This window comes from Flavobacterium psychrolimnae (assembly GCF_003312425.1).
GTDB classification, from domain to species: Bacteria; Bacteroidota; Bacteroidia; order Flavobacteriales; family Flavobacteriaceae; genus Flavobacterium; species Flavobacterium psychrolimnae.
On record NZ_QNUX01000010.1, the window covers coordinates 1 to 23,785 of the forward strand.

Here is a 23,785-nt window from a genome sequence, read left to right on the forward strand (position 1 = left end):
ACTTCTTCTACACAGCGAAGTTTAAATTCATAATTGTATTTGACTTTTCTTTCCATAAAAATACCCCCAAATAGTGTCTAACTTTTTGGGGGCAGTTCATTATGAAAAGCCTTTTTTTTATTTTATTTCTTCTTCTTTTTTATCAGCTGGCTGACCGTCTTTGGCTGCGTTTTTGAATTCTTTAATTCCGCTTCCTAAACCTTTCATAAGTTCCGGGATTTTTTTACCACCAAAAAGTAATAAAACAATCGCTAATATAACGAGGATTTCTGTAACACCTAATCTTCCCATGATAGAATAATTTATTGCCGAAGCAAATTTGTAATAAACCTAAAAGCAAAGGTATATAGAATTAGTTTACGGAAATTCATTTTGATGCATTTATTTGGTTTCAACTGCGTTAAAAATTTATTAAAAATTAATTTAGGTTTGTAATAATCAAGAAAAACAAGGAAATACAAGCAACGACAATAATTGTTATATTTGTTCAATAATCAATTTATATGTCCAAGAAAAGACAAAAACGAAAAAAAATTAAAGAAAAACTATTCAATAAACGACGTTTAATCATACTGAACGAAGATACATTTGAAGAAACTTTTTCGTTGAAACTTACTTTAATGAACGTTTTTGTGGTAGCATCTTTAGGAGCAATAATTATTACATTTGTTACCACTTTTATTATTGCTTTTACTCCTTTACGAGAATTTATACCAGGATATTCTTCGTCAAAATTAAAGCGAGATGCTATGGAACTGGCTTTAAAATCAGATTCTTTGTCAAAAGCTTTGAAAAGAAATGAAGCGTATATCAAATCTATTCAGAAAGTGTTGACAGGAGAATTAGAATATGCAAAATTCAATAAAGACTCGATACTGGAAGCAGCAGATGAAATTAATACACCAGTTGATTTGTCGCCATCCGAACAAGAACTGGAATTGCGGGAACAAGTAGCAAAAGAAGAGAAAAATACGCTTTCTAAAAAATCAAAAAAAGAGTAAAAAAACAGACTTTTATCTTTTAAAGAACAAAAATAAAAATGTCAATAAAATCAGTTGCAGCAAAATTATTTGCACAAAAAATATACAAGAAAACACAACTCTGGGCCAATAATCCTATTGAAACTCAAAAGAAGGTTTTGCAAAAATTAATTAAAGAAGCGAAAAAAACCCAATTTGGTATCGACCACCATTTTGATCAAATAAAAAACGAGAAAGATTTTGCCAAACAAGTTCCGGTTCGGGATTATGAAGCGTTGAAACCCTATGTGGATAAGGTGGTAAAAGGCCAGGAAAATATCCTTTGGAAAGGAAAACCGCTTTATTTTGCCAAGACTTCAGGAACTACTTCTGGGGCTAAATATATTCCGTTGACTAAGGAATCGATGCCATATCATATTGAGGCTGCTCGCAATGCGATTCTGCATTATATTCATGAAACTGGAAAAGCTGATTTTGTTGACGGGAAAATGATTTTCTTACAAGGAAGTCCAATATTAGAAGAAAAAAATGGCGTTAAATTAGGCCGATTGTCTGGAATTGTGGCGCATTTTGTTCCAAAATATCTTCAAAAAAATAGAATGCCTTCTTGGGAGACCAACTGTATCGAGGATTGGGAAACCAAAGTAAATGCGATTGTCGAGGAAACATTCAACGAAAATATGGCTGTGATTTCCGGAATTCCATCTTGGGTGCAAATGTATTTTGAAAAACTGCATCAAAAAGGAGGCAGGCCGGTGGGGGAAATCTTCAAAAATTTCAATTTGTTTATTTACGGCGGCGTTAATTATGAACCGTATCGCGCCAAATTTGAAAATCTTATTGGACGAAAAGTAGACAGTATCGAGTTATTTCCGGCCTCGGAAGGGTTTTTTGCCTACCAGGATTCGCAAAAAGAACGTGGCATGTTACTGCTTTTGAACTCCGGTATTTTTTATGAATTTATAAAATCGGATGAATTCTCTAATGAAAAGCCAAAACGTTATACGATTGGCGAAGTAGAATTGGGAGTGAATTATGTTTTGATAATATCTACCAATGCGGGACTTTGGGGTTATAATATTGGCGATACCGTTCAGTTTACCAGTTTAAAACCCTATCGAATCATTGTATCGGGAAGAATCAAGCATTATATTTCGGGTTTTGGAGAACATGTAATTGGGAAAGAAGTGGAAAGTGCGCTACAGGAAGCAATTCTTGGAACTACCATTCGAATCAATGAGTTTACCGTGGCACCACAAATCACTCCAGCAGAGGGATTGCCGTATCATGAGTGGTTTATTGAATTTGAAAACGAACCGGAAGACAGCGTATCTTTTGCGGAAGCGCTGGACAATGCCATGCGAAAACAAAACATGTATTACGATGATTTGATTGTGGGCAAAGTGTTGCGAAAAGTGGTGGTTACCAAAGTCGTTAAAAATGGTTTTCAAGACTATATGAAATCGATTGGCAAATTGGGCGGACAAAATAAAATCCCGAGGCTTTCAAATGACAGAAACATAGTGGATTTATTAAAAAGAGAATAGATGAAAGAAAAAAGATATTTGGTATTATTATTTTTAACTTGTTTCTCAATTACGGCTCAAATCAAAGGTTTTGTAGTTGATGACAAAAACCAACCCATTCCATATGTTAATATTTGGTTGGAAAATGAAAATATCGGGACGACTTCAAATGAGGATGGGACTTTCAATATTGACGCAAATGCGGATACAGTATTGGTTTTTTCCGCTGTTGGATATGAAAGTTTAAAGACAAAAGTAGCAGCCGGTCAAAATGTAGTATTGCAAATCGCAGTTCAGCAATTAAAGGAGGTATTCGTACGAACTCGGACCGAAAAAGAAAAAATCGAGATCAATAAATATAACAATAAAGAGATCACTTCTTTTCATTTTGCTAACAATAGACCGACTATAATAGCTAAGTATATTCAAAATTCAGCAGTAATTGAAGAACATCCTTTTCTAAAAAAAATTACTTTTTTATCCAATTGTCAAACACCAACGGCAAAAATTAAAATACGTTTTTATAATGTTGCTGTTGACGGTAATCCAGGAGAAGATTATTCTACTGACCATGTAATAGTTTCGGTAAAAAAAGGTAAAAGAAGCGTCACAATAGACTTGAGTGATAAAAACATTTCAATTCCAAAAGAGGGTTTGTTTTTAGCATTTGAATGGATGATAATTGATGAAAATAAATATACTTACAATTATACATTTGACTCCAACAATGTAAAGCAAATTGGAGCCCTTTATGATCCAAAGAAAAAAATATATACGGACGGACAAGACTACCAACCTTATATAGGAACTGTTCGTTCAGATGAATTTTCGACGTGGCATTTTATTGGTGGTAAATGGAATAAAATTATAAAGCGTCCTGAAAATAGCAATAGTAAGAATCGATACACTGGTAACACAGGCGATTTAGCAGTTAAACTTACTTTAACAAATTAGAATATAAAAAAACTACCTTTGCAGGTTAGAAAATAAGTAGAAAATGAAAGAAACAAAAAATATATCACGTTCCAGAGCGCAAGAATCGTCTGCAGCAATTGAAAAAATGTACATTACGATGCGTCACCTTTTCAATAGGGGATTTTACAAACCTATGGGAATTTCAGGGGATACGTTACGAGAAGCATTATTAGCATTACGACCAGAAATTTATGGGAATATTGCCGAAGAAAAAGTAGAATTGAACGGGCTTTTATATGTTATAGAACGTCTTCCAGTTGGAATTGAAGAATGTAGATTTATCAATTTAACATCCGATGAAGGGTATTCTAAATCGCATTTCCAAGCGATTGTACCGCCAAAAAGACGTCGTAATTGTTACCGTATCGATGAGGAACAAATGAATGTGGAGATTACAAGAGGACGTTCGGATATTTATGATATTCTGACGCATTTGACTTTCATTTTCATCGAATCACACAAAATTAGAAACCGAGTTTTACTGGATGATGCCGGCGAAGTTTCTCGCGACTGGTTCAAACTGGAACAAGCAGTTTCACAAAAGAAGAAACTGACTTTGGTAGAAAAAGAGAAAGCCATTTCGCATGCCGCCAATATTCTGGGAAGGTCATTTGAGGAAGTATTGGATATTTATGATGCTTTTGGTTCAGCTGCTGCGCCAGATCGTTTCTTGCATGTCATCTTTTGGTTGGGAAAACTCGCCATTGAAGAAATTGTAGATGATAATAAGAGAACAATCACCTTTAGTCCTATTTTGAGAGAGCGTTTGGGTCACCACATTCACGGGGAAATTTGGGCTACCAACATCAAGGAAGTTTTGAAAGAAAACCAACTTTTAGACCGTCCAATTCACGTAATCAGTGCGAATATGCACAGTGTGATGAACTCTATTTTTGCAACGGAAGTATTGAAAACCAAGTTCAAAGACAAATCTGATTTCTTTATTTACGAGGAATTGAGTAAGTCAGGTGCGAATGCGGTTCGAAATCAAGTGGAAGAAGTAGCGTTGAAATGTGGAATGATTTCGTTGCCGGATACATCAGGAACAAATATCGACGTACAGATTTTTGATACCGCCAAAATTGATTGGGCAAAAACATCTTTTCCTAAAGCGAAAATTGGTGACAAAGAACCTGTATTGATTGTTATGGATTATGCGTTTGGAGAACAAGCGTATGAAACCATTGATGAGCTTTTGAAACCATTTAAAAAAGACACCTTATTGAATGTGGAATCAGTTTCTATCATGGGGAAAGCGGGAATTCTGGAAGGTGGAAAAGGAGATATCATGATTCCTAATGCACACATCAATGAAGGAACAGCGGATAATTACTTCTTTGAAAATGAATTAACTGCTGCGATGTTTGAAGGAAATGACATTGCTGTTTTTGCAGGTCCAATGGTTACCGTTTTGGGAACTTCTTTGCAAAACCGAGATTTATTGAAGTTTTTCCATGAGTCGACTTGGGGTATTATTGGACTGGAAATGGAAGGTTCTTATTACCAAAAAGCGATTCAATCTGCATCAAAAATCAGAAAAAGTGTTCCTCATGATGTGAAGGTAAGATATGCGTATTATGCCTCTGATAATCCTTTGGAAACCGGAAGCACATTAGCTTCAGGCGGATTGGGAACTACGGGTGTAAAACCTACTTATTTGATTACCATTAAAATATTGGAACAAATTTTCAACGTAAAATAAAAATATAAATGAGTACAAACGTGCCCGATAATCAGGATAATCAAGAAATAGATTTGATGCTAATTTCAAAAAAAATAGGCAATGTATTTCAGGATTTCAATACATTATTATTTAGATGTATTCGATTTTTTGTAAAAAATGCGGTAGTAATTTTGATTTTGTTTGCAGTAGGTTTAGCGATTGGACTTTTTATCGATTCAAATAAGAAGACTTACAATCATGAAATCATTGTAACTCCAAATTTTGGAAGCACCGATTATTTGTACTCAAAAATTAATCTTCTTCAGTCTAAAATTATCGAAGGCGACACCGCATTTTTGAAAGAAGTGGTTGGTATAAAGCAACCTAAAACAATTTCTAAAATAGCGGTAAAACCGATTACGGATGTTTATAAATTCATAGAAAACAAACCTGAAAACTTTGAACTTATCAAGTTGATGGCGGAGGATGGCGATGTCAAAAAAATAATGGAAGATAATTTGACCAGTAAAAATTATAACTTCCATACGGTTTCTTTTTCAACGAATAAATTAATAATTGACGAAGAAATGGTTCAGCCGTTGTTGCGATTTTTTAATGATTCGAAGTATTATAAAACACTTCAAAAAGAAATTTTAAATAATATTCAGGTTAAGATGTCACAAAATGATACCATTATCTCCCAGATAAATGGTGTTTTGAGTGGATTTTCTTCTGAGTTAAAGGGCACCAAAAGCGATAAACTGGTGTATTATAACGAAAATACACAACTCAACGATGTTATCAAGACCAAAGACGCCTTAATAAATGAACAGGGAAATCACAGAGTAGAATTAGTGGGTTTAGATAAAGTTGTGAAAGATAACAGCACAACAATAAATATCAAAAACACTAAATCAACAAATGGTAAAATGAAATTTATTTTGCCTGTTTTATTTGTTTTACTATTTATTCTAATTCGGTTTTTTATTGCTTTTTACAAAAAACAATCGCTTAAAGAGCAACATGTTAAAGCTTAATTTCTAATAAGAAAAAGAAAGTCATCTTTATTTTTTTAGTAATAAGAAAGCATGTTTTCTATTGATACAAAGATTAAAACGGTTTTTGGGATTGCCATAAAAACATGGAAGGAAAGTTTAAATAAAACAATCAAAATTTGAGACCAATAGATATTTCCATAGTTGTGCCGCTGTACAATGAAGAAGCTGTTTTTGATACTTTGATTCAAAGGCTTACTAAAGTCATGGATCAGGCAAAATTTTCGTGTGAAGTACTTTTGATAAATGATGGAAGTATTGATAAAACAGATCAGCTGATTGAGAAAATCTGTGAAAAAGATACCCGATTCATGGGTGTTTTATTATCCAGAAATCATGGACATCAGCTAGCTGTAAGTGCTGGATTAGCTTATGCCAGAGCCAAACAGGGAGTGTTGATAATTGATGGGGATTTACAAGATCCTCCGGAATTAATTGTTGATTTTCACGAACTTTTGCTGAAAGGTTACGATGTAATTTATGCCATCAGGAAAAACAGAAAAGAAAGTTTTCTTAAAAAATTAGCCTATTCTGCGTATTATAGATTGCAAAAAAGAATATCCAGTTTTAATATTCCAATTGATAGCGGAGATTTCTCCATGCTGAGCCGCAGAGTCGTTGATACGATGAATGATATGCCAGAGCAAAGCCGTTATTTACGCGGAATGCGAGCTTGGGTGGGTTTTAAACAAATTGGTTTTGAATATGATCGTGACGAGAGACAGGCGGGAGAAACAAAATATAGTTGGTCAAAATTATTTGAATTAGCATTCAACGGCATTTTCAATTTTAGTGATTTTCCAATAAAATTCATTACCCGATTGGGCTTTTTGACGGTTTTGTTTTCATTTATTTATTTTGTTTACAATGTTTACCGAAAGATAATGTACAATGACGTTCCCCAAGGATTTACCGCAACTATACTAGCTATTATTCTGTTTAGCGGCGTTCAATTAATATCATTAGGATTAATAGGCGAATATGTGCTTCGCATATACAATCAGGTTAGAAACAGACCTTTGTTCGTAATTGATAAAATAATTCAGGACGGAAAAGTAAAAGAAGAAATAAAATAATAGAAATCAATATGAAGGTTTTACAAAGCTTAAAACAAAATTATATTCTAATCTCTATCTTGCTATTTGGAGCAATATTAAGATTTCATAACGCAGATTTTCAGAGTGTCTGGCTGGATGAAATTCACACTTTGAACGAGTCAAATCCCAATATAACTTGGTCTGAATTCTATAAATTACTTTTGACATCAGAGCCACATCCGCCATTGTATTTTGCTTTAGCACGTATTTTATTTAGTGTTTTCGGATATTCTGTAATAGTTTTAAGATTGTTTTCGGCACTTCTTGGAGTTGTTGGTCTTTATGCAATGTATGTTTTAGGAAAAGAAATGAGTAACAAAAAAACAGGATTAATAGCTGCTTTTTTGTTGTCTATAAACTACTTTCATTTGTATTATTCCCAAGATGGTAGACCTTATATTTTTTTGGTTTTGTTTACGATATTCGCTTTTTATAGACTGATACTTTTTATAAAAATCCCAAATCGGAAAAACGCTATTTGGTATGGAGTAGGGGCGGCATTAATGATATACGGTCACTTCTTTGGTCTTTTTGCCTTATTCACGCAATATTTTATTTTGTTGTTTTTCTTCATTTTAATCGAAAAAAAGAACAGATTAACGTTTTTTGTCAACGCATTGATTGCTGGAATTATCACGTTGATTCTTTTTATACCCGCCACAGAATTGTTTATTGCCACAACACAAATCAAGAATTTTTGGATTCCGGCGCCAACAATAGATGCGTACACTTTAATTTTTAAAGAATTTTTTGGAAACTCAGAGTTAGTGTTGCCCATGGTTGGTTTTCTTTTTTATTTTTATTTTTTAAAATTATCCAAAGTCAGGAATTTTGCTGTGACTTATAAATCAATAATTGACAACCGTACCGTATTCAATTTTATCATTTTACTTCCTTGGATTGTAATTGTAATTCTTATTCCGCTTATACGCTCGTATGTTACGATTCCAATGTTAATAAGTAGGTATTTTATTGTGGTTTTACCCGCTATAATACTTATTTTATCTATTGGTATTTGTCAGTTTAATAATAAGGTAATTCGGGTTACAATATTATCGTTATTTTTCGTTTTTTCAATGACAGACCTACTCATTGTTAAAAAATATTATAGCACGGTGAGCAAAGCGCAGTTTAGAGAAGCTACTAATTTTATCATTAATAATAATACAAATAATACGCCAGTAGTCAGTAGTTTAGGGTGGTATATGCCTTATTTTTTAAAAAACGGAAAAACAAACTTTGTAATTATTGATAAGCCTCTTGAAAATTATATTCTTGAAATGCAGCAAGACACGACTAAAATCAAGCCTTTTTGGTATTTTGATGGGCATGGGAGAGAATATACATTGAGTGAAGGCACTCAGAATTTTGTTAATAAAACGTTTTATATAGAAAATAATTTTGACGGGGTTCAGGCTTGGACGAAGCATTTTATTTTATTAAAAGATGTTCCAAAAACTGTAGATATTTCAAAATTTAAAAAATTAAAACCAACTAATGGGGATCTTTTTATATATAATTTAGAAACATTTGATACCAGTACAGCTACTGTAAAAATATCTGGATGGGCTTATTTTGAGAAGCAAGATGCCACTAAATCCGTTTTGTATTTAGTTCTTGTAAAAGAGGGAGTTGCCCATAGATTAGAGTCTAAAAAAGTGTTTAGAGAAGATGTTACCACATACTTTAAGAGTGATTTTGATTTGAGTAATTCTGGTTTTAACGGGACAGTTGATATAGCAACACTTGAAGCGGGGAAATATGAATTAGGATTATACTTAACCAATAAAGACTCCAAAAAAGAAGGACTTGTTTTGACCGGTAAGTACGTAGAAAATCAATAAATCCTTAAATAAAAAAACGATGGATTACAAAAATAAAGCATCAAGTTATTATTCCAATATCAGGCATGAATTGATAGGCCTTATCGATTCAGACAAAAAAGGCTTAAGAGTTCTAGAAATTGGAGCAGCTTATGGGGAGACTTTATTTTATTTAAAACAAAAAGGAATTGCCATTGAAGCGGTAGGAATTGATATTTTTGAAGATAAAAATAACAGTCAAAACTATAAAAATATCGATCGGTTTATTTTTGGAAATATTGAAGAATTAGATTTTCAGGAATTCGAGAATTATTTTGATTTAATCCTTCTGCCAGATGTTTTAGAGCACTTAATTGAACCACAAATTGTTCTGAAGAAAGTACATCAATATTTGAAAGAAGAAGGAGAAATTATTGTAAGTATGCCTAATATCCGTCATTATTCCGCGATTAATAAAATTGTCTTCAAAGGTGATTTTAGGTATGAAGAATCGGGTGTTTTTGATTACACACACAGGCGTTTTTATTGTAAAACAAATATCCAAAGATTATTAGAGAATGCCCATTTTAAAACAGTACATGTGGAAAGTTCCATTAAAAATTTTCAAGGAAGATCTATGGCCAAACTAGTCAACAGTCTAACCTTTAAAGTATTTGAAGAATTTTTTTCCACTCAGTACTTTTTTAAGTCAAAAAAAGTATAATTTTGCCAAAAAAATAAATAAAAAATGAAATCAAGAATTGTAATTGCAAGTTTATTCCTATCAGTTTTTTTGTATTCCTGTAAAGACATTAAAAAAGAAGAAGCGATAATAACTGAAAAACCAGAAACTTTTGATGTTACCTTAAACATGGTTGTTAAAAATGACGATAAGTTTCAATTGTACTATACAGATGAATCAACGTTAGATTTTGATGATAAAAAATCATTTTTTGTTCCTGTAAAAGGATCCGAAAGCCCTCAAGATATTGTTTTTAATTTCCCAGAAGATGTAATTCCTAGCAATTTGAGAGTTGATTTAGGTAGTAATGCCAAACAAGTTCCAATGAAATTTAACAGTTTCAAAATGAGTTATTATGACAAGTCTTTTGTATTAAAAGATTCATTGGTGTTAGTGAATTTTGTTATTGGAGATCAATTACAATATGATAAAAAAACAGGAATTTTGACTCCAAACCAAGGACAAGCTGAAGTGTATGACCCTTTACTTTATCCTCAAAGTAATTTGAAAGAAGAAATTCTTAAATTGATAAAATAAATTATTTTTGCCCTAATTAATAAAGTTACCTTCGTAAGAGGTAACTTTTTTATTTATAATCAAAATCAAGACATGAATGTATTATCCGCTAGTTTTAAAAAAATTATTTCCTCATCAGGAATAAATTTTATTTTTAGAATATTTGGTCTTTTTGCTTCCTTTCTGATAACTGTAATTATTACTAGATTATTTGGTTTAGGTGTTTACGGAAACTATTCATTAGTCTTTACAATATCTCAGGCAACAGCATTATTATTTACGCTAGGGATTCCTAATACGCTCATAAAAATCATAGGTAATCATCATTTTACCTATTCCAAGGCTAAAAAATTATTAATAAAAGGGCTTAGAATAGCATTGTTACTTTCCTTATTTCCTGTTATATTTTTTTATTTTGGAGCAGAATTCCTATCCAATAAAGTATTCGAAAACCCAAAATTGATTAATTATTTTTTAATCGTAACTCTTTCTTTACCCTTATTCATTGTTCATGAAATTTTTCTTTATTTTTTTATTGCTACAAAAAAATTCTTGAAATTCAATTTATTCATGTTTGTAGTCCCTAATGTTTTATTAATATTTTTTCTTTTCGGGTTTTACTACTTAGACAAAAGTGGTCATTATAGCTTTTTAGCTTTTGCATTAGCGATTCTATTGACAGTTATCGCAGCAACAATCGCTATTTTTGAATGGAAACCAGCAAAAGAAGAACTTTCTTTCACAACAATTGAATTGCTAAAAACAGCTACTCCCTTATTATTTAGTGGATTATTGCTTTATTTGTTAAATTGGACGGATGTAATTATTCTAGGGATAATGGTTGACGATTCACAGTTAGGGATTTATAATATTGCCTTTAAAGTAGGCAGTGTAGGTTTCCTGGTTATTGTTTCTGTCAGTACGATTATCACTCCAAAAATGGCACAACTGTATGGGGAAAATAATATTCCGGAACTAAAAAAACTCATTCATAATTCCACTCGATTGATAGCTATTTTATCAATTCCAATTGTGGGAACGTTACTTTTTTTGAATAAATATATTCTTTCTTTTTTTGGCCCAGAAGCAGTTTTAGGTAGTACCACACTTATAATTGTATCTTTGGGAGTACTTTTTAGCGCCATGGCTGGTAATGTGGATCAGATATTAAATATGACAAATAATCAGAATGTTTTACGCAATATTACGGGCGTCTGTTTTTTTATAAATGTGATTTTAAATGTGATTTTAATTCCCATTTATGGCATAGAAGGCTCCGCATCGGCCAGTTTAATTACAAATGTATTGATTAATCTTTTGTGTATGTATTACATAAAAAAGAGATTGGGTTTTTACACTTTATTTTAGAATGAAAATAGAAGTATCAGTAATAATCGTAAATTATAATGGGCTCAAATATCTCCAGAATTGTTTGGATTCATTGTTTGAGAATCTCAAAAATAGTCGTTTTGAAATCATCGTTGTAGATAATAACTCTGATGACGAAAGCTGCAGTTTCATCAAAACACACTTTCCAGCTGTAAAATTATTGGAAAGCAACGAAAACCTTGGTTTTGGCAAGGCCAACAATTATGGAGTTCAGCATGCTAAAGGCGACTTTATTTTATTTTTAAACAATGATACTATTCTTTTAGATCCCGTTCAACCTGCTTTAGAAGAATTAAAATCCAATCAGAATTATGGTTTTTTGACCATTAATATGGTTGGAGAAAACAAGAATTATATTCCTGCCGTTGGTAAGTTTCCGTCGCCGTGGAGAATGATTAAAATTTCCCTTTTGAATGATGGACGAACAGAATTTCGTACCGGAAATTTTAATAAGGAAAAGACGTATCAGGTCGATTGGGTTACGGGAGCATTTATGTTACTCAGAAAAGCTGATTTCGAAAAAGTTGGCGGCTTTGACCCTAATTATTTCATGTACGTAGAAGATGTTGATTTGTGCAAAAAAATAGCAGATTTAGGTAAAACTGGTGCTTTTGTGCCAAAATTAAGCTATATTCATTTTGTGGGATTCAATAAAAGCAGAGAAAATATGCTGATTCATGGGTATCGAATATATGCCCAAAAACATTTTTCGGTATACTCAAAACAGCTGGCACTTATGTTGCTGTTTGTTAATAAAACAGTAAAACGCCTAAAAAATTACTAATGACAATTAAGGCTCATAAAATATTTATTCCCCTTTTTTTACTAATTGTCTTTTGCCAATTATATGTTCCGTCGTTTAGGATAAACATGTTCATTCAGCTTGTCGCAATCTTGGTAATTCTTCTGTTGGATGATACAGTATTGACCAAGGGAATCGTTAACAAAATAACGCCATTACTGCTGATTTTTGGTTTGGGAATGTTCACCTCAATCTTCCACGAATTCAAACTAATTCATTTTATTAAGGACATTACTCATTTCTTAAAACCGATTTTAGGGCTGATGCTGGGCTATTTTATTTTCAAAAAAATGGAATTCAATGTCTTTGTGAAAGTAGTTATACTCGCTGGTTTTGCCTCTGCGTTACTTCATTTTTGCCTGATTTTCATTTTTGGAAATCTATCCTCAGAATCTATAAATGACATTCGGAATAGTTTTGGAAAAGACAATTTCCTGGAATTATTCAGTTTACTATTTGCTCTTTTTTATGGTAAATTTCAGCACGAGCCGTTGTTTAAAAGCAAGGTTTTAAAGAACATTATTTTACTAGTTTTAGTAGTTTCTAACACGCTTTATTTCTCCAGAACTATGGTGATTGTTTTTGTAGTGGCACTACTTTCAATTTATGGTTTCACCAAAATAAATGCTAAAACCATTCGTTTTTTTCTGGTTTCCATAGCGCTAATCGCTGTTTTTTATGCGTATCTGTTTTCTATTAAACTCGATAGAAATGCAGCTGGAGTAGAATCTTTTTTATACAAAGTGAAGATTGCTCCATCCGAAGTTTTTTCCACAAAAATAAACCGGGAAAACCACAAAGATCTTTGGGATCATTGGCGCGGTTATGAAGTCAAGCGGGCATTTGCGTTAATGAACGAAAGTAAATCAAGTTATGTTATTGGAACCGGTTTTGGCTCATTGATTGATCTTAAATTCAAAGCGCCGTTAGATTTAAAAGGAATACGGTACATCTCCGAAACACACAACGGGTACATTTATATTTTTTATAAAACAGGAATAGTAGGTCTTTTACTTTTATTGTATTTCTTGAAAAAACTGCACAGTTATGTGTATCGGGAATATACATTTGCGAATCAATTTATAGGACTTACCGGTATGGTTTTTTTCTTTACAACCTTAACCATTACGGGAATTTACAACCCTAAAGATGTCATAATTATTATCTTAGGCGGGCTTATCGCGGTGTCGCACAATAATAATGCAACCAGAAGTACTTTAAAATGAAAGCTAAACTAAGAATATTTGTTGATTGTCATGTATTTGACGGAAGTTTTCAAGGAACTACAACGTACATCCAAGGTTTGTACAAGGAACTTATAAAAGATAAAAGTATCGCGTTTTTCTTTGCTGCCAACGATATTGGGCGACTTCAGGCTATTTTTGGAACTGCTGAAAACATCTCTTATTTAAAATACCGCTCTAAAAATAAGTTTTACAGATTAGCTTTTGATATTCCAAAGCTGATACAAAAAAATAAAATTGACTATGCGCATTTTCAGTACATTGTGCCTCCAATAAAATACTGCAAGTACATCGTCACGATTCATGATGTACTTTTTCTAGATTATCCTGAATATTTTCCTTTGAGTTACAGACTCAAGAATAAAGCACTTTTTCAGTGGAGTGCCAATTATTCTGATATTGTGTTAACGGTCTCCGATTATTCAAAACAAAAGATTCAAGAGCACTTCGGAATCAAAGACGTTGTCATCACTCCAAATGCCGTTGATCCTATTTTTTTTGAAAAATATGATAAAGAAAAGGTCGTTCAAGAAGTCCAACAGAAATACAATTTAGAGAACTATTGGATTTACATTAGCCGATGGGAACCACGAAAAAACCATCATACTTTATTGAAAGTCTTTGTTGAAAACGAATATTATAAAAAGTATTCTTTGGTTTTAATTGGCAGTCAATCTATAGCTAATCCGGAATTCAAAACTTTGTACGATGGTCTGGAAGAATCGGTAAAAAAAACTGTTTTTATTTTAGACAAAGTCAATTTTGAAGAATTAGTCCTTCTTCTGCGTGGCGCAACACTGGCTGTTTATCCATCCATAGCTGAGGGTTTTGGAATTCCGCCTTTGGAGACTTCCGCAGCCGGGATTTCAACTACTTGTTCCAATACAACGGCTATGTCTGATTTTGTTTTTTTGAAAAACCGACTTTTTGATCCGTTTTCAGAAAATGATTTTAACGAGAAAATCAAATTTGGATTACAAAATCAACAAGACATTTCTATTGTAGAAGCCATCCAGAAAAAATACAGTTGGGAACTTACAGCAGCGATTTTTAAGGAACAATTAGTACCAGCAGAAGAATAAAACAGCAATAACTCCTAAGATAAATTAAATCTTTATTTTAGCCGTCTTATAAATTGAATCCCACACATGAAAATAGCTATTTTAGGAACGCGAGGAATCCCAAACCATTATGGAGGTTTTGAGCAATTTGCTGAATTTTTTTCTGTTTTTATGAGAGAAAGCGGTCATGAAGTGTTGGTTTACAATTCCCATAATCATCCTTATCAAGAAAATTTTTTCAAAGAAGTTCAGATTATTCATTGTTATGATCCTGAAACAAAAATAGGAACCGCTGGTCAGTTTATCTATGATTTGAATTGTATTCTGGATTCTCGAAAAAGAAATTTCGACATTATTTTGCAATTGGGCTATACCAGCAATTCTATTTGGCACTTTCTGTTGCCAAAAAAAGCAATTGTAATCACCAATATGGATGGATTAGAATGGAAACGTACCAAATACTCAAAACCGGTTCAGCGCGTATTAAAATATGCTGAAAAATTAGCGGTGAAGAGCAGCAATTATTTAGTTTCGGATTCAATAGGAATTCAGAAATATCTTAAAGAAAAATACCATCAGGATTCTACTTATATTCCTTACGGCGCTTTTTTATTTGATGAACCTAATGATGAAATACTTTTAAAATATAACGTTACTCAATTCAATTACAATATGATTTTGGCCCGACTGGAGCCGGAAAACAACATTGAAACAATTCTGGATGGAGTGGCATCGAGTAATGATGAAACGGTTATAATTGTCATTGGAAATCACAATACTAAGTTTGGTAATTATTTAAAAGAAAAGTTTAAAACCAAAAAATCGATTCGTTTTATTGGGGTAGTTTACAATTTGAGTCACCTGAATAATTTGAGATATTATTCAAATCTTTATTTTCATGGTCATTCCGTGGGAGGAACTAATCCTTCTTTATTGGAAGCAATGGCCTCAAAAGCATTGATTATTGCGCATGAAAATGAATTTAACAGTGCAATTCTAAAAGATAACGCCTACTATTTTTCTAATTCAGATGAGGTTCACAATTTGATTTTAAAGATTAAAAAAAAGGATAACTTGCAACTGATTCAAAATAATTTCGATGCTATCAAAGCAGATTATAACTGGGACAAAATAAATGGAGCATATTTACAACTTTTTCAAAAAAGCATCGCTGAAAACAATTGATTTTATAAAAAATCCTGCAGTTTTTGTATATCTCTTATCGGCTATTTTGATTACACTTCCTTTGAATTTTGCTTTTGGAAGCATTACGTGTATTTTATTTATTTTGGTTTCATTTTCATCGGTACACAAAATAAAATTTGCGTACAATAGTTCGTTGTTATTGCTTATTACCTTTTATTTTTTGATGGTTATTTCACTGTTTTGGACCCGCGATCTGAAATTGACATTGGGCGGATTAAAAAAAGAAGTGTTGTTTTTGTTAATGCCTTTAGCTTTTCTTTTTATTCCAAAATTAAGTAAGGAAAGCGTTTATAAAGTCTTCCGGCTATTTAGTTTCAGCATGGTTTTTTATGCGATTTATTATTTTTTAAAAGCATTTTTCAGATACTCGAAGTCTGGAGATACGACGGTTTTTTTCTACCATGAATTGGTAACCAAGGAATTAAATGCTATTTACGTTTCCGTTTTTGCCTCTTTTGCGCTGTTTTATTTTATTGTATTGGATGTAAAAAAGATAAAGGAAAAGATAGCAATAGTGCTGTTATTTGTACTTGTTGTTTTATTAAGTTCTAAAAATATTCTGGCTGTTGACCTTTTATTGATTCTTATTTATTACTTTTTTTTCTCAGATAGTACAAAGCGACAAAAGGGGATAATTGTTACCGTTTTTTCAACAATAATGATAGTTGCAGTTCTATTGGTTCCAAAAATAAGAGATCGTTTTTTAATTGAATATCAAACTATTTACACCGATAATTCAATTAATACTACAAAGGAAACAGAAGACCAAGTGAATACTATCAGTTTGAAAGAAGCATGGAGTAAAGAGCGCTTCGAGCACAATGATTTCTTTTCTGGAACCGCTTTGCGATTGTATCAGATTAGGATTTTTAAAGAGTTGCTTTACGAAGAAAACATTTTATTTACGGGTTACGGACTCGAAGCCTCACAAGAAAAAATCAGGGAAAAGGTGAAACAGCACAATTTATATCCGGATTATGGGACGTTCAATTTTCATAATCAATACGTTCAGACATTTGCCGAGCTGGGAATTTTTGGCCTACTGGTTTTACTCTTGCTCTTATTCATAAACTTAAAAAACGCTTTGCAAAACAAAGATTTCATACATATTGTTTTTGCGGTAACAATGATAATGTTATTTTTGACGGAATCCTTTTTTTGCAGGCAACGAGGTGTAATTTTCTTCATTACGCTATATTGCATGTTGAACACGATAAATAACCCAAAAAAGTTAAAAATATAAAGATGAAGAGAATACTTATCACCGGAGCTGCAGGTTTTTTAGGATCACACCTTTGTGACCGTTTCATCAAAGAAGGTTATTTTGTTATTGGGATGGATAATCTCATTACGGGAGATTTAAAAAATATTGAACATCTTTTTAAATTGGAGCAATTCGAGTTTTATCACCATGATATTACCAAGTTTGTCCATGTTCCGGGAAATTTAGATTATATACTTCATTTTGCATCACCGGCTAGTCCAATAGATTATTTAAAAATTCCAATTCAAACCTTGAAAGTAGGTTCACTGGGAACACATAATTTATTAGGATTGGCGAGAGTCAAAAAAGCACGAATTCTTATTGCATCCACTTCCGAAGTCTACGGAGATCCATTGGTTCATCCTCAAACTGAAGAATATTATGGCAATGTAAACACCATTGGACCCAGAGGAGTGTACGACGAAGCCAAACGTTTCCAGGAATCCATAACGATGGCGTATCATACGTTTCATGGTGTAGAAACCAGAATCGTCCGAATTTTTAATACATATGGTCCAAGAATGCGTCTCAATGACGGTCGCGTTATTCCGGCCTTTATAGGTCAGGCAATTCGTGGCGAAGATTTAACCATTTTTGGAGATGGCATGCAAACCCGCTCTTTTTGTTATGTGGATGATCAGGTCGAAGGGATTTTTAGGTTATTGCATTCGGATTATGTATTTCCTGTAAACATTGGAAACCCGGACGAAATAACCATCAAGGATTTTGCAGAAGAAATCATCAAACTAACCGGAACCAATCAAAAAGTGGTGTATCATCCGTTGCCTGTAAATGATCCTTTGCAGCGTCAGCCGGATATTACAAAAGCTAAAAACTTGTTGGGTTGGGAAGCTAAAGTAGGTCGTGCTGAAGGAATGAAAATAACCTATGATTATTTCAAATCGCTATCTAAAGAAGAGCTATCCAAAGAAGAACACAAGGATTTTTCAAAATACATTTTTTAATACAAGGATTTAGGTTCAAAATGTTTTTCAACATTCTTGTATAGTTTTAATATACTCGGTTTGATTTGTTTTTTTAATAAAATAAAGCATTTTTACAAACTGAATTATTGTTTGAATATTCGATGCAAATTGTTTTGTAATAAAAACACTCTTTTATTTGTTTAAAACAATTTAAAAAGTATAATTTTAGGTATGAAAATACTGCATCGAAAGGACAACTTATTTTCAACTTAGGAGTAATTAAGAATCGTATTAGTAAAAGAAAAGGCGTACTACTTTTCTAATTTTATAAAATGTTGAAAACAAAAACGGGAAGATATTCAGGCTATATTCGCCCTTTTTCATTTGCAATAGACTTAATTGTTATCAATGTACTTTCGGTATACTTGACGGATTTCCCTGTAAACAAGGTTTTTTATCCTTTATTTATCAGTATCAGTTGGTTTGTCATCGCTGCCAGCCTTGGATTTTATGAAGTTTACAGGTATACTAAATTAATCTCAATATTAAATTGTGCCTTGAAGCAAGGGATTTTGTTTACGCTTTTTTGCCTCGCATTAGCTTTTTTTGATTCTGAAAATTCCAGTTTTCAACGAATTGTTATTTTTACTTCGGTTTCATTGTTCATAATTCTGATTATTAAATTATGTATTTATTATTTTCTAAAGAGATATAGGGTTCTTTTTGGAGGAAATTTTAGAACTGTAATCCTAATGGGAAATGATAAAAGTGTTAATCCATTGAAGAATTTTTTCACTGAAAATCCTGATTATGGATACAAATTAGAACGCGTTTTTGATCTCGAAAAAGATAAAGCAAGAAATCTCCGGGAAAGTTTCGCCTATGTTTTAGAAAATAAAATCGACGAGATATATTGCACGATGAGCGATTTGACGCAGAACCAAATCAATGAAATTGTTTATTTTGCGGATAATAACATGAAAACCTTAAAGTTTATTCCTGATGAAAAACAGATTCTTTCCCGGAATTTCACTTTTGAATATTATAGTTATATTCCAGTAATTTCTTTGAGAAATATCTTGTTGGACGATACTTTGAACAAAGTTGTCAAACGGGTTTTTGATCTTTTATTTTCGATAGTGGTGATTTTTGGCATACTTTCATGGTTGAGTTTAATTCTCGCAATTATTATTAAGTGGGAATCAAAAGGGCCTTTGTTTTTTATCCAAAAAAGAAACGGATTAAATTATAAAGAGTTCAATTGTTACAAATTCAGGTCTATGGAGTTGAACGATGAGGCGCATTTGAATCAGGTTTGCAAAAATGATATTCGTGTTACTAAAATAGGTCGGTTTATAAGGAAAACTAGCATTGATGAACTTCCGCAATTTTTTAATGTATTATTTGGTGATATGTCCGTTGTGGGTCCAAGGCCGCACATGGTCAGTCACACCCAAATGTATGCCCTTAAAATTGATAAGTTTATGGTACGGCATTTTGTAAAACCAGGAATCACGGGACTTGCCCAAACTAAAGGTTTCCGTGGCGAAGTTGAAACGGATGAGGATATTATTAACCGTGTAAAATTTGATATATTTTATATGGAAAACTGGTCTATTTTATTAGACATCAAGATTATTTTCATCACAATATACAACACTTTAAAAGGGGATAAAAAAGCCTATTAGACATGGAAAAACCACTTGTATCCATAATTACGCCCTCTTTTAATTCGGCTAAATTCATTGCCGAAACTATTCAATCGGTGCTAAATCAAACGTATCAGCACTGGGAAATGATTATTGTGGATGATAGTTCGACTGATGGAACGGTTTCCATAATTGAGGCAATCGCAAATAATGACAAGAGAATCCACCTTTTTCAACTCCAGAAAAACTCAGGAACGGGAATTGCCAGAAGTACCGCTTTGGAGAAAGCAACCGGAAAATTCATTGCTTTTTTAGATGCTGATGATTTGTGGAAACCCAAAAAATTAGACAAACAGCTTGATTTTATGAAAGCGAATAACCTTCCTTTTACATTTTCATTTTATGATTGCATCAACGAAGCGGGACAACCCTTAAATAAAAGAATTGAAGCACCATTGCATCTTTCCTATCAACAATTGTTTTTTTGTAATTATATAGGGAATCTAACGGGAATCTATGATGCCAATTACTTTGGGAAAGTCAGTGTTTCCTCGATTCGGAAACGTCAAGATTGGATGATGTGGTTGACTATTCTTAAAAAAATACAATTCGCGCAACCTATTCCTGAAAGTTTAGCTTTTTATCGCATTCGAGAAAATTCGATTTCAGCCTCTAAACTGGATTTAGTAAAACATAATTTTTCGGTTTACAGAACACATCACCGTTTGAATTTAATTGGCGCAACACTTTGTATGATTGGGTTTTTATTCACGCAATTAATTCTTAAACCACGTTATTCCAAAACCATTAAAGCATCGATTTAAATTGCTTTAATTTTCCTCGATTGCTTCTTTCTAAACTATCTTTTCGAATAAATATAAAATTCAAATCCGGTTCGAGATACAATTCAATCGCCTTTTTAATCTTTTTTATTTGTTCCAAATTCAATTCCACTTCGCTCACATATTCAATTTCAAAGGAATCTATTTTGGTTTGTTTGATAACAAATTCTTTTACGTTTCCATCGTCCTCAATGATACTTTTTGTCACGTAATAAAACGTCAAACCGGGCGATTTTTTCCCACTTGGCAAAACCGCTACATCATTCGTTCTTCCTATTAGTTTCTTAAGAATGGGTTTTTGTAACGTGCTTTTTTCATCCAAAATTCCAATATCTCCAATGTCATATCGTATAAAAGGATGCGCTTTATTGAACAAGGAAGTAATCACGATTCGGCCCGAAGTACCATTTGGAACTGCTTTATTATTTTCGTCCAGAATCTCTACAAATAATGTTTCTGAATTCACTTGCCATTCTCCTTCCGTATTCTGAAAAGCAATCAAATCGAGTTCCGAAGCACCATATTCATTGACAACAGGAATGCCAAATTGCTTTTCTAAAAGGAGTTTGTCGTCTTCAAAAAGCATTTCAGAAGTTACCATACATACTTTTAAACTCGGACAAATTGTAATCAATATGATGTCCTTCTTTTGTAAAAATTTAGCAAACAAAACAATGGAACTCGTATAACCATTGATGTAATCGAACTTCGTATTTTGGAATTTTTTCAGAATTTTTTCTAAAACAGCATCTGATAAATCGAAAATAGAGAAACGAAACCGATGACTCAAAAAATCCTTGAAACGTTCTTTTTTGTTGCCAATAAAATCCATTGGAATTCCATAAAAGCGTGCTTGGTAGGAAGTATTAAAATCAATTCCATACCAACCAAAACGGTATATATTGGAAGCCCAAGTCAACGCATGACAGTATTTATCCTTGGCAAAAATAAACGGAGTGCCGCTTGAACCGGATGTTTTGTTTACGTAACTATTTTTTATTGAATACCCTTTTGAAAGTCTTTCCTGTAAAGGTTTTTGTAAATTTTGTTTGTTTAAAACGGGTAACTCTTCCCAGTTGGTAAAAGTTGTAATACCTACTAAATCTTTGTAAAAAGGATTGTTTTGCAAATGAAAATCGACAATTTCCACTTTTTTATTTTCAATAAAAACTTCATGTTCTTTTTCAGAAAAGGCTACAATTTTCCGCAGTTCGGCTTTGGCTTCCTTCATTTGGAAACCATTTAATTGAAGCGTTAAATCGAATAGTGGGAACATTTCAAAGGAATATTTCATCAAAAATAATATTTAACAACAACTAATGATGGAGAACCAACAACTTTTTGAAAATTAATTATTTTTTAAGTTCAAAAGCAATTATTTTTGCAGCACAACTAAACACAACTACACATGACAATTTTACTACTGGGTTCGGGCGGAAGAGAACATGCTTTTGCATGGAAAATGATTCAAAGTCCGCTTTGCGACACACTTTTTGTAGCGCCAGGAAATGCTGGAACAGCTTCAATTGCGACTAATGTTGCGATGAGTCCAACTGATTTTGAAGCTATAAAAGCATTCGTAATTCAGGAAAAAGTAGCAATGGTTGTCGTAGGACCAGAAGATCCTTTGGTAAAAGGGATTTATGATTTCTTTCTAAACGATGCTGCGTTAACTCATATTCCGGTTATTGGTCCATCAAAAATGGGCGCGCAACTGGAAGGCAGTAAAGAATTTGCTAAAGAATTTTTAATCAAACATAATATTCCAACGGCTGCTTACGATAGTTTCACTGCTGAAACGGTAGAAAAAGGATGTGAATTCTTAGAGACATTACAACCTCCGTACGTTTTGAAAGCCGATGGTTTAGCAGCCGGAAAAGGAGTTTTGATTATTCAGGATTTGGCAGAAGCCAAAGAAGAATTAAGGAATATGCTCGTACATCAAAAATTTGGTGAGGCTAGTTCTAAAGTTGTTATCGAAGAATTTTTGGACGGAATAGAATTAAGCTGTTTCGTTCTTACTGATGGAAAAAATTATAAAATACTGCCTACTGCTAAAGATTACAAACGTATTGGCGAAGGCGATACAGGATTGAACACAGGCGGAATGGGAGCCGTTTCTCCGGTTCCTTATGTTGATGCTGTTTTAATGGAAAAAATCGAAACACGCATTGTAAAACCTACGATTGACGGTTTCCAGAAAGATGGAATTCCTTACAAAGGATTTGTTTTCATTGGGTTGATCAATGTCAATAACGAGCCAATCGTAATTGAATATAATGTACGAATGGGCGATCCGGAAACCGAAGTGGTTATCCCAAGATTGAAAACAGATTTAGTAGAATTGTTTTTAGCTGTTGCCAATGAAAAGCTAGACGAAATTAATCTGGAGATTGATGAAAGAAGTGCGACTACAATTATGGTTGTTTCTGGTGGATATCCTGAAGATTTCGAAAAAGGGAAAGTGATTTCTGGGTTGGAAAATATTGAAGATTCAATTGTTTTTCACGCTGGAACTAAACTGGATAACGGTAGTATTGTTTCAAATGGAGGAAGAGTTTTAACCGTAACTTCGTATGGAAATGATTTTGAAGAGGCCATAAAAAAATCTTACCAAAACATAGACAAGCTACATTTTGATAAGATGTATTTTAGAAAAGATATTGGAAACGACTTAAAATAGTTTCCAAGTATCGTTCACTTTTTTTTAAATATTATTTTAAGAAAGAGTGAGCGGTAGTATCTTGATTTTCTGTCCCGTTTGCATCAAAAATACTAAGTTGTTTTATCCAATATACCATTGCGGCAGCACAAATAATCATAAAAATCCAGTTGATTGTATTTGCAACAAACCAAGAACTTAACTCTAAAGAGCGTAAAAAGTCTAGTGGAGCAAATAGAATATCAACAAATAAGTATTGTATTCCTTCGAAAAATGATTTCATAATGTATAGAATTAATTTTATTAGTTGTTTTTGGGAACTCTGATTCGTAAAAATTCTGATTTAGAAGAATCTTTTTGAACAAGCAGGGTTTACTTTTTAAA

22 protein-coding genes are annotated in these 23,785 nt (G+C 32.8%); 19 read left to right on the forward strand and 3 right to left on the reverse strand.

Annotation, left to right across the window (positions count from 1 at the left end; translation table 11 throughout):
• Nucleotides 1–117 precede the first annotated feature (117 nt).
• Complete coding sequence (gene tatA / locus DR980_RS11000; protein ID WP_113636086.1) at nucleotides 118–291, reverse strand: twin-arginine translocase TatA/TatE family subunit; 174 nt, start codon at nucleotides 289–291, stop codon at nucleotides 118–120.
• A 212-nt stretch (nucleotides 292–503) separates the two neighbouring features.
• On the opposite strand from tatA, the gene DR980_RS11005 reads away from it, so the two are divergent.
• From DR980_RS11005 to DR980_RS11090, 18 genes are all read left to right on the forward strand, one after another.
• The gene (locus DR980_RS11005; RefSeq protein WP_113636089.1) at nucleotides 504–1,001 is read left to right on the forward strand and encodes a peptidase; all 498 of its coding nucleotides are present in this window, start codon (nucleotides 504–506) and stop codon (nucleotides 999–1,001) included.
• A gap of 38 nt (nucleotides 1,002–1,039) precedes the next feature.
• Nucleotides 1,040–2,527, forward strand: coding sequence for a GH3 family domain-containing protein (locus DR980_RS11010; protein ID WP_113636092.1), 1,488 nt, complete (start codon nucleotides 1,040–1,042; stop codon nucleotides 2,525–2,527).
• On the forward strand, nucleotides 2,528–3,460 hold the full coding sequence (locus tag DR980_RS11015; RefSeq protein ID WP_113636094.1) for a carboxypeptidase-like regulatory domain-containing protein: 933 nt from the start codon (nucleotides 2,528–2,530) through the stop codon (nucleotides 3,458–3,460).
• A 43-nt stretch (nucleotides 3,461–3,503) separates the two neighbouring features.
• Nucleotides 3,504–5,183, forward strand: coding sequence for a DUF6909 family protein (locus DR980_RS11020; RefSeq protein ID WP_113636096.1), 1,680 nt, complete (start codon nucleotides 3,504–3,506; stop codon nucleotides 5,181–5,183).
• 8 nt (nucleotides 5,184–5,191) lie between these two features.
• A complete protein-coding gene (locus tag DR980_RS11025) occupies nucleotides 5,192–6,181 on the forward strand; it encodes a hypothetical protein (RefSeq protein ID WP_113636098.1) in 990 nt (329 codons plus the stop codon).
• A gap of 137 nt (nucleotides 6,182–6,318) precedes the next feature.
• On the forward strand, nucleotides 6,319–7,275 hold the full coding sequence (locus DR980_RS11030; RefSeq protein WP_113636100.1) for a glycosyltransferase family 2 protein: 957 nt from the start codon (nucleotides 6,319–6,321) through the stop codon (nucleotides 7,273–7,275).
• An 11-nt stretch (nucleotides 7,276–7,286) separates the two neighbouring features.
• A complete protein-coding gene (locus DR980_RS11035) occupies nucleotides 7,287–9,140 on the forward strand; it encodes a glycosyltransferase family 39 protein (protein ID WP_113636103.1) in 1,854 nt (617 codons plus the stop codon).
• Between the two features lie 19 nt (nucleotides 9,141–9,159).
• The gene (locus tag DR980_RS11040) at nucleotides 9,160–9,822 is read left to right on the forward strand and encodes a class I SAM-dependent methyltransferase (protein ID WP_113636106.1); all 663 of its coding nucleotides are present in this window, start codon (nucleotides 9,160–9,162) and stop codon (nucleotides 9,820–9,822) included.
• 24 nt (nucleotides 9,823–9,846) lie between these two features.
• Nucleotides 9,847–10,377: a hypothetical protein gene (locus DR980_RS11045; RefSeq protein ID WP_113636110.1), complete on the forward strand. Its 531-nt coding sequence runs from the start codon at nucleotides 9,847–9,849 to the stop codon at nucleotides 10,375–10,377.
• Nucleotides 10,378–10,449: 72 nt separating this feature from the next.
• Complete coding sequence (locus tag DR980_RS11050; RefSeq protein WP_113636112.1) at nucleotides 10,450–11,724, forward strand: flippase; 1,275 nt, start codon at nucleotides 10,450–10,452, stop codon at nucleotides 11,722–11,724.
• Nucleotide 11,725: 1 nt separating this feature from the next.
• Nucleotides 11,726–12,529: a glycosyltransferase family 2 protein gene (locus tag DR980_RS11055; RefSeq protein ID WP_113636115.1), complete on the forward strand. Its 804-nt coding sequence runs from the start codon at nucleotides 11,726–11,728 to the stop codon at nucleotides 12,527–12,529.
• A gap of 86 nt (nucleotides 12,530–12,615) precedes the next feature.
• Nucleotides 12,616–13,773 (forward strand): O-antigen ligase family protein, encoded by a 1,158-nt coding sequence (locus DR980_RS11060; RefSeq protein ID WP_167400559.1) that lies wholly within the window; start codon nucleotides 12,616–12,618, stop codon nucleotides 13,771–13,773.
• Nucleotides 13,770–14,873: a glycosyltransferase family 4 protein gene (locus tag DR980_RS11065; RefSeq protein ID WP_113636121.1), complete on the forward strand. Its 1,104-nt coding sequence runs from the start codon at nucleotides 13,770–13,772 to the stop codon at nucleotides 14,871–14,873. The genes DR980_RS11060 and DR980_RS11065 overlap by 4 nt, the downstream gene beginning before the upstream one ends.
• A 66-nt stretch (nucleotides 14,874–14,939) precedes the next feature.
• Nucleotides 14,940–16,037 carry a DUF1972 domain-containing protein gene (locus DR980_RS11070; RefSeq protein WP_113636123.1) on the forward strand — a complete coding sequence of 366 codons (1,098 nt, stop codon included), beginning with the start codon at nucleotides 14,940–14,942 and terminating at the stop codon, nucleotides 16,035–16,037.
• Nucleotides 15,988–17,301 (forward strand): O-antigen ligase family protein, encoded by a 1,314-nt coding sequence (locus DR980_RS11075; protein ID WP_113636125.1) that lies wholly within the window; start codon nucleotides 15,988–15,990, stop codon nucleotides 17,299–17,301. The genes DR980_RS11070 and DR980_RS11075 overlap by 50 nt, the downstream gene beginning before the upstream one ends.
• Before the next feature lie 2 nt (nucleotides 17,302–17,303).
• Complete coding sequence (locus tag DR980_RS11080; protein WP_113636127.1) at nucleotides 17,304–18,287, forward strand: UDP-glucuronic acid decarboxylase family protein; 984 nt, start codon at nucleotides 17,304–17,306, stop codon at nucleotides 18,285–18,287.
• A gap of 293 nt (nucleotides 18,288–18,580) precedes the next feature.
• Nucleotides 18,581–19,936, forward strand: coding sequence for an exopolysaccharide biosynthesis polyprenyl glycosylphosphotransferase (locus tag DR980_RS11085; RefSeq protein ID WP_317047935.1), 1,356 nt, complete (start codon nucleotides 18,581–18,583; stop codon nucleotides 19,934–19,936).
• A gap of 2 nt (nucleotides 19,937–19,938) precedes the next feature.
• Complete coding sequence (locus DR980_RS11090; protein ID WP_113636130.1) at nucleotides 19,939–20,721, forward strand: glycosyltransferase family 2 protein; 783 nt, start codon at nucleotides 19,939–19,941, stop codon at nucleotides 20,719–20,721.
• Here DR980_RS11090 and DR980_RS11095 read toward each other — a convergent pair.
• Nucleotides 20,705–22,015, reverse strand: coding sequence for a phenylacetate--CoA ligase family protein (locus DR980_RS11095; protein WP_113636132.1), 1,311 nt, complete (start codon nucleotides 22,013–22,015; stop codon nucleotides 20,705–20,707). The genes DR980_RS11090 and DR980_RS11095 overlap by 17 nt on opposite strands.
• Before the next feature lie 132 nt (nucleotides 22,016–22,147).
• Between DR980_RS11095 and purD the strand changes: the two genes are divergently transcribed.
• Nucleotides 22,148–23,422 (forward strand): phosphoribosylamine--glycine ligase, encoded by a 1,275-nt coding sequence (gene purD / locus DR980_RS11100; RefSeq protein WP_113636134.1) that lies wholly within the window; start codon nucleotides 22,148–22,150, stop codon nucleotides 23,420–23,422.
• A 31-nt stretch (nucleotides 23,423–23,453) separates the two neighbouring features.
• Here the strand turns inward: purD and DR980_RS11105 are convergent, their stop codons facing one another.
• Nucleotides 23,454–23,684, reverse strand: a complete 231-nt coding sequence (locus tag DR980_RS11105) for a DUF6341 family protein (protein WP_113636136.1) — start codon at nucleotides 23,682–23,684, stop codon at nucleotides 23,454–23,456.
• Nucleotides 23,685–23,785: the final 101 nt, after the last annotated feature.

Bases quoted from the DNA above. Each gene is read 5' to 3' on its own strand.
- DR980_RS11015 (WP_113636094.1), top strand. From the start codon at position 2,528: ATGAAAGAAAAAAGATATTTGGTATTATTATTTTTAACTTGTTTCTCA.
- DR980_RS11005 (WP_113636089.1), top strand. From the start codon at position 504: ATGTCCAAGAAAAGACAAAAACGAAAAAAAATTAAAGAAAAACTATTC.
- DR980_RS11025 (WP_113636098.1), top strand. From the start codon at position 5,192: ATGAGTACAAACGTGCCCGATAATCAGGATAATCAAGAAATAGATTTG.
- DR980_RS11045 (WP_113636110.1), top strand. From the start codon at position 9,847: ATGAAATCAAGAATTGTAATTGCAAGTTTATTCCTATCAGTTTTTTTG.
- DR980_RS11095 (WP_113636132.1), bottom strand. From the start codon at position 22,015: ATGTTCCCACTATTCGATTTAACGCTTCAATTAAATGGTTTCCAAATG.
- DR980_RS11010 (WP_113636092.1), top strand. From the start codon at position 1,040: ATGTCAATAAAATCAGTTGCAGCAAAATTATTTGCACAAAAAATATAC.
- tatA (WP_113636086.1), bottom strand. From the start codon at position 291: ATGGGAAGATTAGGTGTTACAGAAATCCTCGTTATATTAGCGATTGTT.
- DR980_RS11070 (WP_113636123.1), top strand. From the start codon at position 14,940: ATGAAAATAGCTATTTTAGGAACGCGAGGAATCCCAAACCATTATGGA.
- DR980_RS11065 (WP_113636121.1), top strand. From the start codon at position 13,770: ATGAAAGCTAAACTAAGAATATTTGTTGATTGTCATGTATTTGACGGA.
- DR980_RS11080 (WP_113636127.1), top strand. From the start codon at position 17,304: ATGAAGAGAATACTTATCACCGGAGCTGCAGGTTTTTTAGGATCACAC.
- DR980_RS11020 (WP_113636096.1), top strand. From the start codon at position 3,504: ATGAAAGAAACAAAAAATATATCACGTTCCAGAGCGCAAGAATCGTCT.
- DR980_RS11055 (WP_113636115.1), top strand. From the start codon at position 11,726: ATGAAAATAGAAGTATCAGTAATAATCGTAAATTATAATGGGCTCAAA.
- DR980_RS11105 (WP_113636136.1), bottom strand. From the start codon at position 23,684: ATGAAATCATTTTTCGAAGGAATACAATACTTATTTGTTGATATTCTA.
- DR980_RS11075 (WP_113636125.1), top strand. From the start codon at position 15,988: ATGGAGCATATTTACAACTTTTTCAAAAAAGCATCGCTGAAAACAATT.
- DR980_RS11085 (WP_317047935.1), top strand. From the start codon at position 18,581: ATGTTGAAAACAAAAACGGGAAGATATTCAGGCTATATTCGCCCTTTT.
- DR980_RS11060 (WP_167400559.1), top strand. From the start codon at position 12,616: ATGTTCATTCAGCTTGTCGCAATCTTGGTAATTCTTCTGTTGGATGAT.
- DR980_RS11035 (WP_113636103.1), top strand. From the start codon at position 7,287: ATGAAGGTTTTACAAAGCTTAAAACAAAATTATATTCTAATCTCTATC.
- DR980_RS11040 (WP_113636106.1), top strand. From the start codon at position 9,160: ATGGATTACAAAAATAAAGCATCAAGTTATTATTCCAATATCAGGCAT.
- DR980_RS11050 (WP_113636112.1), top strand. From the start codon at position 10,450: ATGAATGTATTATCCGCTAGTTTTAAAAAAATTATTTCCTCATCAGGA.
- purD (WP_113636134.1), top strand. From the start codon at position 22,148: ATGACAATTTTACTACTGGGTTCGGGCGGAAGAGAACATGCTTTTGCA.
- DR980_RS11090 (WP_113636130.1), top strand. From the start codon at position 19,939: ATGGAAAAACCACTTGTATCCATAATTACGCCCTCTTTTAATTCGGCT.